The sequence below is a fragment of the Pseudomonas sp. ATCC 13867 genome, assembly GCF_000349845.1.
GTDB lineage: Bacteria > Pseudomonadota > Gammaproteobacteria > Pseudomonadales > Pseudomonadaceae > Pseudomonas.
The window spans coordinates 802,068-815,222 of the sequence record NC_020829.1; the positions used below are offsets into that span (position 1 = coordinate 802,068).

General features: G+C 67.3%; 15 protein-coding genes. 2 read left to right on the forward strand and 13 right to left on the reverse strand.

The window, feature by feature from the left end; all coding sequences use genetic code 11:
- Window positions 1-56: 56 nt before the first annotated feature.
- The 6 genes from H681_RS03745 to H681_RS03770 all read right to left on the reverse strand — a co-directional run bounded on the left by H681_RS03745 (window position 57) and on the right by H681_RS03770 (window position 5,989).
- Complete coding sequence (locus H681_RS03745) at window positions 57-779, reverse strand: amino acid ABC transporter ATP-binding protein (protein WP_015475500.1); 723 nt, start codon at window positions 777-779, stop codon at window positions 57-59.
- Window positions 772-1,422 carry an amino acid ABC transporter permease gene (locus H681_RS03750; RefSeq protein ID WP_015475501.1) on the reverse strand — a complete coding sequence of 217 codons (651 nt, stop codon included), beginning with the start codon at window positions 1,420-1,422 and terminating at the stop codon, window positions 772-774. The genes H681_RS03745 and H681_RS03750 overlap by 8 nt, the downstream gene beginning before the upstream one ends.
- An 11-nt stretch (window positions 1,423-1,433) precedes the next feature.
- The gene (locus H681_RS03755; protein ID WP_015475502.1) at window positions 1,434-2,099 is read right to left on the reverse strand and encodes an amino acid ABC transporter permease; all 666 of its coding nucleotides are present in this window, start codon (window positions 2,097-2,099) and stop codon (window positions 1,434-1,436) included.
- Entirely contained in the window at window positions 2,099-3,817 is a 1,719-nt protein-coding gene (lhpI, locus tag H681_RS03760; RefSeq protein ID WP_015475503.1) for a cis-3-hydroxy-L-proline dehydratase, read from the reverse strand. The genes H681_RS03755 and lhpI overlap by 1 nt, the downstream gene beginning before the upstream one ends.
- 70 nt (window positions 3,818-3,887) lie before the next feature.
- On the reverse strand, window positions 3,888-4,703 hold the full coding sequence (locus H681_RS03765) for an ABC transporter substrate-binding protein (RefSeq protein WP_015475504.1): 816 nt from the start codon (window positions 4,701-4,703) through the stop codon (window positions 3,888-3,890).
- 500 nt (window positions 4,704-5,203) lie between these two features.
- Window positions 5,204-5,989 carry an AraC family transcriptional regulator gene (locus H681_RS03770; RefSeq protein WP_015475505.1) on the reverse strand — a complete coding sequence of 262 codons (786 nt, stop codon included), beginning with the start codon at window positions 5,987-5,989 and terminating at the stop codon, window positions 5,204-5,206.
- Window positions 5,990-6,220: 231 nt separating this feature from the next.
- On the opposite strand from H681_RS03770, the gene H681_RS03775 reads away from it, so the two are divergent.
- Window positions 6,221-6,910, forward strand: coding sequence for a helix-turn-helix transcriptional regulator (locus tag H681_RS03775; protein WP_015475506.1), 690 nt, complete (start codon window positions 6,221-6,223; stop codon window positions 6,908-6,910).
- A gap of 88 nt (window positions 6,911-6,998) precedes the next feature.
- Complete coding sequence (locus tag H681_RS03780; protein WP_015475507.1) at window positions 6,999-7,364, forward strand: VOC family protein; 366 nt, start codon at window positions 6,999-7,001, stop codon at window positions 7,362-7,364.
- Window positions 7,365-7,389: 25 nt separating this feature from the next.
- On the opposite strand, the gene H681_RS03785 is transcribed toward H681_RS03780, so the two are convergent.
- The 7 genes from H681_RS03785 to H681_RS03815 all read right to left on the reverse strand — a co-directional run bounded on the left by H681_RS03785 (window position 7,390) and on the right by H681_RS03815 (window position 12,965).
- Window positions 7,390-8,637, reverse strand: coding sequence for an NAD(P)/FAD-dependent oxidoreductase (locus H681_RS03785; RefSeq protein WP_015475508.1), 1,248 nt, complete (start codon window positions 8,635-8,637; stop codon window positions 7,390-7,392).
- Window positions 8,634-8,870 (reverse strand): 2Fe-2S iron-sulfur cluster-binding protein, encoded by a 237-nt coding sequence (locus tag H681_RS03790; RefSeq protein WP_015475509.1) that lies wholly within the window; start codon window positions 8,868-8,870, stop codon window positions 8,634-8,636. The genes H681_RS03785 and H681_RS03790 overlap by 4 nt, the downstream gene beginning before the upstream one ends.
- Window positions 8,863-9,975: an NAD(P)/FAD-dependent oxidoreductase gene (locus tag H681_RS03795; RefSeq protein WP_015475510.1), complete on the reverse strand. Its 1,113-nt coding sequence runs from the start codon at window positions 9,973-9,975 to the stop codon at window positions 8,863-8,865. Before H681_RS03795 ends, H681_RS03790 begins: the two co-directional genes overlap by 8 nt.
- Window positions 9,972-10,916 (reverse strand): 4-hydroxyproline epimerase, encoded by a 945-nt coding sequence (locus H681_RS03800; protein ID WP_015475511.1) that lies wholly within the window; start codon window positions 10,914-10,916, stop codon window positions 9,972-9,974. Before H681_RS03800 ends, H681_RS03795 begins: the two co-directional genes overlap by 4 nt.
- 113 nt (window positions 10,917-11,029) lie before the next feature.
- On the reverse strand, window positions 11,030-11,704 hold the full coding sequence (locus H681_RS03805; protein ID WP_015475512.1) for a GntR family transcriptional regulator: 675 nt from the start codon (window positions 11,702-11,704) through the stop codon (window positions 11,030-11,032).
- Between the two features lie 131 nt (window positions 11,705-11,835).
- The gene (gene ispA, locus H681_RS03810) at window positions 11,836-12,723 is read right to left on the reverse strand and encodes a (2E,6E)-farnesyl diphosphate synthase (protein ID WP_015475513.1); all 888 of its coding nucleotides are present in this window, start codon (window positions 12,721-12,723) and stop codon (window positions 11,836-11,838) included.
- The gene (locus H681_RS03815; RefSeq protein ID WP_015475514.1) at window positions 12,720-12,965 is read right to left on the reverse strand and encodes an exodeoxyribonuclease VII small subunit; all 246 of its coding nucleotides are present in this window, start codon (window positions 12,963-12,965) and stop codon (window positions 12,720-12,722) included. Before H681_RS03815 ends, ispA begins: the two co-directional genes overlap by 4 nt.
- Window positions 12,966-13,155 lie beyond the last annotated feature (190 nt).

The window sequence follows — 13,155 nt, forward strand, 5'->3', positions numbered from 1 at the left end:
CCCGCTTGCGGGAGAGGGCTAGGGTGAGGGGCTCCTATCTCTTGTTTACCGACGGCCTAGTTCACCGACCGCAGAAACTCCGCCGTCTCCGCCCGCTGCGGGTTGCCGATCACCTGCTCCGGTGTGCCGATCTCGTGCACCAGTCCTTCGCGGAAGAACGCCACGCGGTCGGACACGTCGCGGGCGAAGCGGATTTCATGGGTCACCAGGACCATCGTCATGCCCTCTTCGGCCAGCAGGCGCATGGTGTCGAGCACCTCGCCCACCAGTTGCGGATCGAGCGCCGAGGTGGCTTCGTCGAACAGCATGTAGTCCGGCGACATGGCCAGCGCGCGGGCGATCGCCATGCGCTGCTGTTGCCCGCCGGAAAGCTTCTGCGGGAACACCTTGAGCTTGTCGCCCAGGCCCACATGCTTGAGCTGCTTCACCGCCATCGCTTCGGCCGCTTCCTTGGACAGGCCCAGCACCTTGCGCGGGGCGAGCATGACGTTCTCCAGCACGGTGAGGTGCGGGAAGGCGTTCCACTGCTGAAAGACGATGCCGATCTTCTGCCGCAGCTTGTTCAGGTCGGTGGTCTTGGCGTGGACCTCGATGCCATCGACGCGGATCTTGCCGCGCTGGATCGGCTCCAGGCCGTTGATGCACATCAGCAGGGTGGACTTGCCCGAACCCGAGCCACCGATGATCGAGACCACCTCGCCTTTCTTCACGGTCAGGCTCACGCCCTTGACCACTTCCAGATCGCCGTAGGCTTTGTGCACGTTGTCGATTTCAATCATTTTCCTGCCACCTTTGTTCCAGCCGGGCACCGAGGCGCGCCACGACCCAGCTCATGAGGTAATAGATGACCCCGGCGACGCACAGCACCAGCAGGGGTTCCTGGATGCGCGTCACGATGGTCTGCGAGGCGCGGAGCAGTTCGACGATGCCGATCCACATGACCAGCGCGGTGTCCTTCATCACCCCCAGCACCAGGTTCAGCCAGCCGGGGAAGGCCACCCGCGCGGCCAGCGGCAGCACGATGTAGCGCAGGTCCTGCCAGTAGGTCAGACCCAGCGAGCGGCTCGCCCGGCGGATGTTCGGACCGACGGCGAGGATGCCGCTGCGGATGATCTCGGTGCAGAACGCCGCCGCGTAGATGCCCAGTACCAGGCAGCCGACGGTGAAGGCGCTCCAGTTCAGGCCGACGATGCTTTTCAGCGAGTTGAACAGCACGAACTGGATCAGCAGCGGCACGCTGCGGAAGATGTCGAGGAACCAGCCGACCGGCATCGTGGCGCGTGGCAGGGCGGCGCGCAGCCAGCCCAGCACGACGCCGGCGAGGGTGCCGATGAGCATGGCGCCGACGGTCAGCTTGACGGTGACCCAGGCCCCTTGCAGCAGGAACATCAGATCATTGACGGTGAAGCTCGTGGAAAACATGCGCGCTTCTCCTAGTAGCGGAACAACCGCCAGCTCAACAGGCGGGCGACCGCCACGATGACCTTGGCGATGATGTAGTAGAGGACCGCCGCGAGGGCGAAGTACTCGAAGGTGCGGAAGGTGCGCACGTTGTAGTCCTGGGTCACGCCGGTGAGGTCGTTGTTCAGGCCCACCACCACGCCCAGCGACGTCATCAGCACCGCCCAGACCATCTGGTTCGTGAGCGGGTAATAGACGATGCGCAAGAGCTGCGGAACGATGATCATCCGGTACGCCTGGAAGGCGCTCATGCCCAGCGAGCGCGCGGCGCGCATCTGGGTGTCCGGCACGGCCTTGAGGCCGCCACGGAAGTTCTCCGCGAGGTAGCCGGCGTTGTTGAAGGTGATCCCCGCCAGCAGCGCCACCCAGGAGCTGACGTGCAGGCCGAAGGAACCCAGGCCGAAGTACAGGATGTAGATCTGGAACAGCGACGGGGTGTTGCGCGCGATGGACACCCAGGTGTCGGCGAAGCCCTTGAGCAGCGGGTTCTTCATCTGCCGCATGACGGTCAGCAGCAGCGCGATGAGCACGCCCAGGATCATCGACAGCGCGGCTGTCTCCAGGGTCACCCAGGCGCCGCCGAGCATGTCCGGCAGGGCCTTGAAGGCCGAGCGCCAGTGGAAGCTGTAGTTGAACATCAGCGCACCCCCTCGCTCAGCCAGTGCGGCACACCGCCGTCACCGCGCCCGCTGCAGGCCGCCTCGACGCACGCGGCCAGGCTGCCGAAATGCACCTGGCGCCCGGCCAGGCCCGGACCGTAGTGGGCGTACTTCGCCGAGTTGGTCATCAGCGTGGTGCACTGGGGCGGGATCACCGGCTCGCCGATCATGCACCAGCAGGTGTCGTTGAGCAGTTGCGCGCCGAAGTCCTCCAGCACCTTCACGTCGCCGGCGGCGCGGGCCTTTTCCTGCACGGCGCGGCCGAGGGTGATGACCAGCGCGACGCCCGGATGCTTGCGGCGCCCGGCGACCAGCCTGGCGAGATCGGCGCATTCGCTGGCGGAGAAGTGCGGGTTGCCCAGCGATACCAGTTGCACGGTCGGCTCGCTGGCGTGGTCCAGCTCGCGCCAGGAGGCGATCAGGTCCGCCGGGGTAACGCGCAGGTGTTGCAGCGGCGACTGGTTGCCCAGGGCGGTGGCGGCGTCCGGCGCTTCCGGGGTGACCCCGGCGATATGGAACATCGGTGCGGCCGAGGTGGTAGCGAAGGCCGCGCCGAAGGCTTTCAGCGCATCGCTGTCCGGGGCCAGCGGCTGCAGGCCGTCGACCACCGGGATGCGCGAGCCGCACAGCTCGCCGATGTGGTAGCCGAGCAGCGGGAAGATCGACTCGTCGTGGGTGGACGGCAGCTCGACATCGATCCGCAGCGTGGCCAGCCGGCCTTCGTCGCGGTGGCTGCCGACGTTCGGCGCGCGGCCGGTGAGGGCGATGCAGATGTCGAGGTAATCCGGGTATTTCAGGGTCCGCGCGCCGAGCACGCTGTTGGCGTAGACGACGGCGTTGGACTCGGCCCAGACCACCTGTTCGCCCAGGCTCGGCTTGCTGTCCAGCAGGTAGGGCGCGCAGGTGTAGCTCATCTGCGCGCCCATCTCCATGTAGGCATCGCCCAGCGCGGCGGCGGGTTCGCCGAAGGCCTTGTCGACGCCCAGCTCGCGCCAGCGGCGGTGGTCCACGGAGATGGAATTGAGGGTGGTCGGCACCTTCACCTTGCCGCCCCAGTCCGCCAACTGGCGGGCGAAGCGCAGGCTCGCGGGGCCGGTATAGATGCAGCCGTCGATGTGCGCCTGGGCGACATCGAGCAGGTCTTTTGCGCCTTGCAGCGCGGCCATGCGCAGGACGATCTGCATGGCGGCCTGGGCGGCCTTGCCGTGCTTGCCGTCGAGCAGCTCGTGGTCGCCGGCATTCAACGCCAGGCCTTCCGGCAGCGGGCCGGCATCGCTGGCCATTACGCCCTGCCAACCATCGGCAGGGCGCTCGGCGGTGAGTGTTACCTGACCGTCTTCGATACGGGCCCAGCCGCCCGCGGCCAACTGCTCGAAACCCTCGCTACCCAGGCACAGCACCGGGATGGAGCGGCCGAACAACGCCTGCGCCACCAGTACACCGAGGGTGAGGATTTCATCCGGCTCGGCCAGCAGCAGCGCTGCCGGCGCATGGCCGTTGAGCAGAATCTCCAGCATCACGCTGCTGCCGGTACAGGAGCCGCGTCCGCTGGGAATCGCCAGCACCCTGCCGGGCAGGAAGCTGCCCGAAAGCGGATGGTGGCGGTCGATGATCTCGCCCGTGAAAGGCTCGACGCCTCCCCAGAAGCTCAGCCCGGTGTCGGCATGGAGCAGCGCCCCTTCGGCGCTACCCCCCATCAGGACCCGCCCGGTAAGGCGTGAGTCCCGCACCCTTGAAGCCTGCATCGAAGACATGTCGCACCCGCTGTCAGTAGTACACGTTCGGAACGGTGAGATCGACCGGTGCGCCGCCCACCCACTTCTCGTACAGCTCGGCGTAGCGGCCGGTGCGGACCTGCTGGTTGACGAAGAGGTTGAGGTAATGGATCAGGCCGTACTCGTTGCGCGCGGCGGCCAGCGAGACGTAGTCGATCACATAGGGCGCATTGCCCACGACCTTCAGGCCCTTGTACTTGCCGGACTTCAAGGTGGAAGCGGCGACGGTGTTGGTCACCACGGTGGCGTCGATGTGGCCCTGGGCGACGGCGAGGATGGTGTCGTTCTGGCTCTGGTAGGCGCGGAAGCTGCCCTTGCCGGCCCACTTCTTCACGTCCTTCTCCAGGGCGATAGCTTCATAGGTGCCGCTGGTGTTGCCCACCGGACGGTCCTTGAGGTCGTCGTACTTGGTGATGCCGGTGTCCTCGCGGGTCAGCACCACCATCTGGAAGGCGAAGTAAGGGATGGTCATGGCGACCGTCTTGGCGCGCTCCAGGGTGTCGGAGGTGGAAGCGACGATCACGTCGGCGCGGCCGGAGACCAGCGCGGGGATACGGTCGGGGAAGGGCGTCTCGACGACTTCGGCGGTCACGCCCAGTACCTTCGCCAGGTCGTTGCAGTAGTCCACGTCGAAGCCGACCGGATTGTTCTGCGCATCGCGCGAACCCATGGGCGGGAAGTCCAGGGTGACGGCGCAGCGCAGCTTGCCGGACTCGATGATGTCGTCGAGTTTGTCGGCCTGGGCCTGGCCGACGAGAAAAGTACTGGCAACAGCGGTGAGGGCGACAGCGATTCGACTGAATTTCATGGGGGCCTCTCTGAGTCAGTGTTGTGCAGCAGTTTTTGTATTATGGATTTCGTATACGATATTTTTTAGAGCAAGGCATGTGCCAGAAACCGCTCGGGCGTGACCCGTGGGTCGCAGAGCCCGGTGTTTGGGGGCTGGTTGCTGGGAGCCTTGCGAATCAACCGTAGGCGGGTTCTGCGCGCTGTTACCAAATGAAGCAGGAGCGCGTTTCGTTGCCCCTTATGGGAGCACTCGGCGGGTTTCTGCGGATCGGGGTGGAAAGTGTTCGCGAGCAAGCTCGCTCTTACAGAGGGATGGCTTTTCGTGGGAGCGAGCTTGCTCGCGAACCGATCAGGAATGCGCCGTATGGATCTCGTAGGACGCATAAAGCGGCACGCTCTATCGCCATTCCGCGGCTGGACTGATGGCGGATAACGCCGTAGGAGTTATCCGCCCTACGATGGGGCTCGTGATTCGCCGCCGGAATGGGCCATGCTCGCGATCGCACCCACGGGGCGCTCCTACAAGTGATTGGGAGCGGTCTGGGAATCGCGGTACTGCGTCGGCGACAGCCCGGTCAGCGCGCGGAACTGCCGGCTGAAGGCGCTGTGGTCGGTGTAGCCGCAGCGCAGGGCGATCTCGGTGATCGGCAGGTCTTCGCCCAGCAGGCGGGTGGCCGCGCCCAGGCGCGCCTTGTGGATCATCTGCCGCGGGGTGAGCTGGAAGATGCGCTTGCAGTGGCGCTCGAGCTGGGCGACGGACAGCCCGGCCAGCTCGGTCAGCTCGCCGAGATTGATCGGCTTGTCGAAATGCTCGCGGATATAGGCATCCACCGCCGCCAGGCGCTGATAGGCCGGATGCGTGGATTGCGCCGCCTGCAGGTCGCTGGAAATCCCCGCCATGCCGATCACCGCGCCGCCGGCATCGCGCAGCGCCAGCTTGTGGGTCAGGCACCAGCCGGGCTGGCGGCCGAGGTAGAGGTGCAGCTCCAACTGGTCGCTGAGCTGGCCGCCGGTTTCCAGTACGCGGCGGTCCTGCTCGGTGTAGACCGGGCCGAAGCGCGAGGGGAAGACCTCTTCGGCGGTGCGCCCGAGCAGTTCGCTGGCATCCTTCACGCCGCAGCGCCGGGCCAGGGTCTGGTTGACCAGCACGTAGCGCGCCGCGGTGTCCTTGATGAAGAACACCACGCCGGGCATGGCATCGAGCAGCGGGGCTATCTGCCGGAAAGTCTGCAGCAGGCTGTCCAGGTCGCGGGCGCCCTGGGGGATCAGGTCGTGCATCGGGAAGCGGGTCGGCTGTCGGAACATGGCGAAAGGTACGGTGCAAAGTGGCGAGGTGGTGGGTCGCTGTCAACTCGCAGGGCGGATAAAGCGGCACGCTTTATCCGCCGCCTTGGCCCCGAAGCGGCGGCGAGTGGTGGATAACGCTCGAGGCGTTATGTGCCCTACGAGGTTTGGATGTGTCGATTCCTTGCAGTTGTCCGCACTGCGTCGGCGTGCTGGAGTAGCGGGCCGATTTTTCCCCTCTGAGTACTGACGATGTCCCGAGCCCAGCGCCTGCTTGACCTGCTGCAAGTCCTGCGGCGCCATCGCCTGCCCGTATCCGGACGACAGCTCGCCGAGGAGTTGGGCGTCAGCCTGCGCACGCTGTATCGGGACATCGCCACGTTGCAGCAGCAGGGCGCCAATATTGAAGGTGAGGCAGGTGTCGGCTACGTGCTGCGGCCGGGCTTCGAACTGCCGCCGCTGATGTTCTCGCTGGAAGAGATCGAGGCGTTGGTGCTGGGCATGCGCTGGGTCAGCCGGCATGGCGACCGGAGCTTGGCGTCGGCCGCGCGTGACGTGCTGGCCAAGGTCGGCTCGGTGCTGCCGGCCAACCTGCGCCTGGAACTGGAGAGCAACGCCCTGCTGGTGGGCAGCCGCCCCGTGGACGGGGTATCTGACGAATTGCTTGGCCAGGTGCGGGACTGCATCCGCCAGCAGCGCAAGCTGCAGTTTGCCTACCGGGACGCCGCTGGCCAGTTCACCGAGCGGGTGGTTTGGCCGTTCGGCCTGGGCTACTTCGAGCAGGCCCGGGTAGTGATGGCCTGGTGCGAGCTGCGTGAGGACCTGCGGCACTTCCGGCTCGACCGTATGGAGCGGGTCGGCAGTCTGGCGGAGCGCTACCCGCGCCGGCGCCAGGCGCTGCTCAAGGACTGGTACGCGCGCCATGCCATCGCGGCGCAGTGAATGACTGCTGCCAGAAACTGACAGTGGCTCGCCATAGCCTGTAGTGGCCGGCAATGAGGCCGGCTCATTTAACAGGAAGGAGTTATCCATGGTCAGTCCGAACATGCTCATTTTCTACGTCGACAGTGCCGAGCGCAGCGCCGGCTTCTACACCGAACTGCTGCAGCGCGATCCGGTAGAAAGCGCATCGACCTTTGCGCTGTTTGTCTTCGACAGTGGTCTGAAATTCGGCCTCTGGACGCGTACTGACGTGCAGCCGAGTGCTGATACGCAAGCCGGCGGCAGTGAACTGGGGATCCCGGTGCAGAGCCACGCCGAAGTGCTGCGCCTGCACCGGGACTGGCAGCAGCATGGCGTCGAGATCGTCCAGGCGCCGACGCAGATGGATTTCGGCTACACCTTCACCGCGCTTGACCCGGATGGTCATCGCCTGCGCGTGTTCTGCCTGAGCTGAGCCTCCCACGTCGTAGCCTGCTCCTTCAGTCTTCGGCGAGCTGCAACAGGGTCTCTACCCGCGCCGGGCTGAAGGGCGGGCGCGGGGACGGCGGTTGCCAGCCGAACAGCTGCTTCGCCGCTGCGCCGCACACGCGGCCCTGGCAGGCGCCCATGCCGCAGCGGCTGGCGAGCTTGGCGGCAGTCCAGTCGGGTTTGTCGGCCAGCGCCGAGTAGGGCACGTCTTCGCAGCGGCAGACGAGGGTGTCCGGCTGGGCCAACTGGTTCAGGCGCGGGTCGAGGGTGAAGTTGCGCTTCAGGGCGTCGGCAAAGCCCTGCCAGCGCTGGCGCTGCGACCAGAGCTCGCGGGCGCGGTCGTGTTCCCCCACCGCGGCGTGGCCAGCGATACGGCCCTCCACCAGGGCTTTCTCCGAGCCGCCGAAACCGGTGCATTCGCCCGCCGCGTAGATGCCATCGCGACTGCTCGCCTGCCAGGCATCGACGCGGATCGCGCCGTCGTTCACCGTGCAGCCCAGCGCCTGGCCGAGCTGCACGTTGGGAATCAGGCCAAAGCCGCAGGCTAGCCGGTCGCAGGCGATTTCCTTCAGCTTGCCGCCCTGGTTGATGCGTACGCTTTCCAGCTGATCGCGACCCAGGGCGGCGACCACATGGCTATCAGCGCGGTAGGCCGGGTCGTACAGGCCGAAGGACTGCAGCAGTTTGTTCGGCCAGCGCGGCAGCTTCATGGCGAAACGCGCGAGTGCAGGCCAGGACGCCTGCTCGGCGATGCGCAGGATTTTCGCGCCGTTGGTGCGGGCAGTGGCGGCGCTGGCGAGCAGCAACGGGCCGCTGCCTGCGATCACCACGCGCTGCCCATCGACCGGCACGCCGCCTTTGACCAGCACCTGCAGGCCGCCCGCGCCGGTGACGCCGGGTAGCGTCCAGCCGGGGAAGGGCAGCAGCAGCTCGCGGGCGCCGGTGCAGAGGATCAGTTTGCGGTAGTCCAGCCGCCAGCCGCGCTCGAAGTCTTCCAGCAACAGGCCGCGCTCGCCAGCCAGCGCGACCACGCGCGTCCCATTGTGAATCCTGATATTGGCGCAGGCGGCAACTTGCTCGCGCAGCTCGACGGCGGCACGCGGCAGCTGTGCATTGGGGCCGTCGCGCCAGATCTGCCCGCCGGGCAGCGGGTTGTCGTCGAGGATGACGATGTTGGCGCTGCTCGGCGCGGCAGCGAGGGCGGCGGACAGCCCGGCCGGGCCGGCACCGATGATGACGATATCGGCCGCAGCGCTCATGGGCGGGTCTCCACCTGCATGCCGTCGCGGCACAGGGTCTGGCAGGCCAGGCGACGCTGGCCGTCGATGCTCACCCGGCATTCCTGGCAGACGCCCATGCCGCACAGTGGCGCGCGGCGCTGGCCGCTGACCGAGGTCCGTGTGGTGCCGTCACCGCCCAGGGCGAGCGCAGCGGCGACCGTGGTGCCGGCGGCGACCCGCAGCGAGCGGCCGTCGAGGATCAGCTCAGGCATGGGCATTGGCTCCGAGGAAGCGGTGCGGGGAATAGGGTTCGGCCGCCAGCGGCAGCGGCTCATCGCACAGCTGCGCGGCGAGCAGGTCGGCGGTGCCGGGGGCGGTGGTCACACCCAGGCCTTCATGGCCGACCGCCAGCCACAGGCCGGGGCGCTGCGGGTGTTCGCCCACCAGGGGCATGCCGTCGGGACTGGCGGCGCGAAAGCCCGCCCAGCTGCGGATCACGTTGAGGTTGGCGAGGCCCGGCATGTAATCCACGGCGCGGCGCAGCATCTTCGCCAGCATCCAGCCTTCCACCTGCGGGTCGGTGGTGCCGAACTGCCGCGAGGCGCCGATGAACAGCTGGCCGGTGGGGCGCGGCTGGATGTTGCAGGCCACCGAGGGGCCGCTGGCATTGTGTGCGCTGGTCACGTAGCCCAGCTCGACCAGGGTGCGGCGCACCTTGCCGGGGTAGCGGTCGGTGATCAGCAGGTGGCCCTTCTTCGGCTCAATGGGCAGGCCGGGGCACAGCTCGCCGGCCTGGATGCCGTTGGCCAGCACCACGGCCCTGGCGCTCAGCCACTGGCCGCTGTCGAGGCGCACGCGGGGTTCGTCGATCTCCACCACTTTCGCCTGGCGCTGGCGGATCGGTTTCAGCGCCGATTCCAGCAGCCAGGCGGCGGCGCGCGGTGCGTAGAGGATGCCGTCGCCGGTGATCTCCAGCCCGCCGTGCAGGTCGCTGCGCAGCTCGGGTTCCTCCTGCTGCAGCTCGGCGTTGTTCAGTAGTCTGGCGGCGACGCCGTGCTCGCGCAGGACGGCGAACTTGCGTTCCGCTTCGGCCATCTCTTCATCATTGGCGGCCAGCCACATCGTGCCGTTGCTGCGGTAGGCGCATTCGGCGGGCATGTCGTGGCCCCACTCGCGCCAGCGTTGCAGCGAGTAGTTGCTCAGCGCCAGTTCGGCGGCGTTGTCGTCGAGCACCAGCAAGTGACCCATGCCGACCGCGGTGGCGCCGGGCAGGCGTGCGTCCAGCACCAGCACATCGAGCCCGCGGCAGGCCAGAGCGTGGGCGCAAGCGGAGCCGACTATGCCGGCGCCGATGACGATGATGTCGGCATCGCTCACGGGCGGATGCCCCAGGCGAACGGGTCGTCCTCTTCCAGCAGCAGGGTGGCTTCGGCGCTGATGTTGGCCCGGCCACGGATGGTCGGGATGATCCGTCCTTCGCCCGGCGCGCCGGCCCACTCGAAGCGGCCCTCGAACTGGCTGCCGATCACGCTGGCCTGGCGCCAGGACTCCCCGGCGGCGAGCTTGCCGTCGGCCGCCAGGCACGCCAGCTTGGCACTGGTGCCGGTGCCGCAGGGCGAGCGGTCGTAGGCCTTGCCGGGGCAGAGCACATAGTTGCGGCTGTCCGCGTCGGGATCGTCGGCGAACAGCTCGATATGGTCGATCAGCCCGCCGTCCTCGCCGCGGATGCCCTGGTCTTCCAGCGCCTTCTGCACGGCGACGGTGTAGGCGGTCAGTTCGTCGAGGTTGTCGCCGGCCACACGCAGGCCGTGATCGGCAATCAGGAAGAACCAGTTGCCGCCCCAGGCGATGTCGCCGTGCACCAGACCGTGGCCGGGCACATCCACCGGCGCCTGCTTGCGGTAGCGGTAGGAGGGGACGTTGCGCACACTCACCGAGCGGTCGTCGTGCAGGGTCGCTTCGACGCTGCCCACCGGCGTCTCGATCTTGTGCGTGCCCGGGCCGATGCGCCCCAGGTGCGCCAGCGAAACCACCAGGCCGATGGTGCCGTGGCCGCACATGCCCAAGTAGCCGGTGTTGTTGAAGAAGATCACCCCGGCGCAGGCGCTCGGGTCCACCGGCTCACAGAGCAGCGCGCCGACCAGCACGTCGCTGCCGCGCGGCTCCAGCACGGTCGCGGCGCGCCAGCTGTCGTGCTCCCTGGCCAGTAGCGCGCGGCGCTCGGCCATGCTGCCATTGCCCAGATCGGGGAAGCCGTCGAGCACCAGGCGCGTGGGTTCGCCGCCGGTATGGGAATCGAGAACCTGGATGCGTTTCATGCTGCCCCCTGAGGTGGTCTTGCGATTGACCCTAGGGTGGCGCGAGGCGGGGATTGCAGCTTGAGGGTTTTCCGCCGGGCCGATGATGAAATCGGCACAGCGATAGTTTTCGGTCAGCTCGGCGTGGGGCGATTCGGCAGGTGCTCGTAGAGCGTGCGGCAGACGCCGTTGATGTGTTCTTCCAGCAGTCGCGCGGCGCGGTCGGCATCGCCGGCGCGGCAGGCGTCGAGGATGTCATGATGCTCATGGTCGGCGCGTTCCTTGCCGTCGGACATGCTCATCTGCAGGCGCAGGTAGCGTTCCACCTTGTCGTGGATCGAGCGGATCAGCCCCACCAGGTACGGCCGCTGCGCCGGCTCGTAGAGGCAGGCGTGCAGTTGCCAGTTCAGCTCGGCCCAGCGGCCGATGTCATCCTCGCCGACGAACTCGGCACAGATGCTCTCGGCGCGGGCGAAGGTCGCGTCGCTCATGTTGGGGATCGCCAGGCGCAGCGCCTGGACTTCCAGCACCACACGCACCTCGAACATCTGCGCCAGTTCCGGCTCGGAAATCTTCGTCACCAGCGCGCCCTTGTTGCGCTGGAACTCCACCAGGCCCTCGGCTTCCAGGCGCTTGAGCGCCTCGCGCACGGGGATCTTGCTGACGTTGAAGATCTGCGCGATGTCGTCCTGGCGGATCGGCTCGTGCTCCGCCATCTGGCCGGAGATGATCGCCTCGCGCAGGTGCTTGGCGATGGTCTCCGAGGCGGAGGGAACGATACCCAGGTTGGGGGCGTTGCGTAGCGGCACGATGCGGTCCGGTCAGGTGGCAGATGTCGGATATGGTATACGAAATCCCCGTCATGCAGTGAAGCACCGGCCAGCGGTCATCGCAATGGGTGCCTCACGGGATTTGCACACGCAATGCGCGTGCCGGGCGATCAGTTGCGGCGTTCGACGATGTAGCGGGCCAGCGCGCGCAGCGGCTCGGCGTTGTCGCCAAAACCTTCCAGCGCGGCCAGCGCCTGGTCGCGCAGGGCGAGGGCATAGGCCTTGGCGGCGTCGAGGCCGAGCAGGGCGGGGTAGGTCGGCTTGTCGTGAGCCTGGTCCTTGCCCTGGGTCTTGCCGAGGGTGGCGGTGTCGCTTTCCACGTCGAGGATGTCGTCCTGCACCTGGAACGCCAGGCCCACGGCCTCGGCATAGCGGCGCAGGGCTTCCAGCGCCTCGGTCGTGGCGCGGCCGCTGGCGAGGGCGCCGAGCTGCACGCTGGCCTCGATCAGCGCGCCGGTCTTGTGCCGGTGCATGGTCTCCAGCGCCGCCTGGTCGATCATGCGGCCTACCGACTCCAGGTCGATGGCCTGCCCGCCGACCATCCCGGCGGAACCGGAAGCGCGGGTCAGGATCATCAGCATGTCCAGGCGGGTCTGGGCCTCCTGCGGATTCAGCTCGGCGTTACCGATCACCTCGAACGCCAGCGCCTGCAGGCCGTCGCCGGCGAGGATCGCGCAGGCTTCGTCGAAGGCGATGTGGGTGGTCGGCTGGCCGCGGCGCAGATCGTCGTCGTCCATTGCCGGCAGGTCGTCGTGCACCAGGGAATAGGCGTGGATCAGCTCCACCGCGCAGGCCGCGCCATCGGCACGTTCGACCTCGCCACCCAGGGCTTCGCAGGCCGCATAGGCCAGCAGCGGACGCACGCGCTTGCCGCCGTTGACCACGCTGTAGCGCATGGCGGCATAGATGCGGGTGAGTTCTTCACGGGGGGCGACGAAGAGTTTTTCCAGCGCAGCATCGACACGCGCCTGGCAGCGCGCCTGGTACCCGTCGATCATGCTTCGTCGCCTTCCGGATCGAAGGGCGCTTCACTCAGCTCGCCGTCGCGTTCCAGCAGGATCTGCACCTTCTGCTCAGCCTGCGTCAGCGCCGCCTGGCAGTCGCGGGTCAGGCGGATGCCCTGCTCGAACGCACCCAGCGAGTCCTCCAGCGACAGCTCGCCGCTTTCCAGGCGCTCCACCAGCGTTTGCAGCTCGGCGAGGGACTGTTCGAAGTCGAGGGAAGCTTTCTTGCGGGCCATACGGACATCTCGGCGGGGTATTCGGAAACCTCGCGACACTAGCAGAGACGGGGGGTGTGGGCAAATAGTGGCGGTCATCGCAGAGCCTGTAACCAGTTCACGCTGAAGTCGGCGGCGAGAGCATTTCTGCTTTGTCGCCGCTGCGCAGGGAACATCACGTTGTATTGCATGTACTGCGAGGTACGTTCCC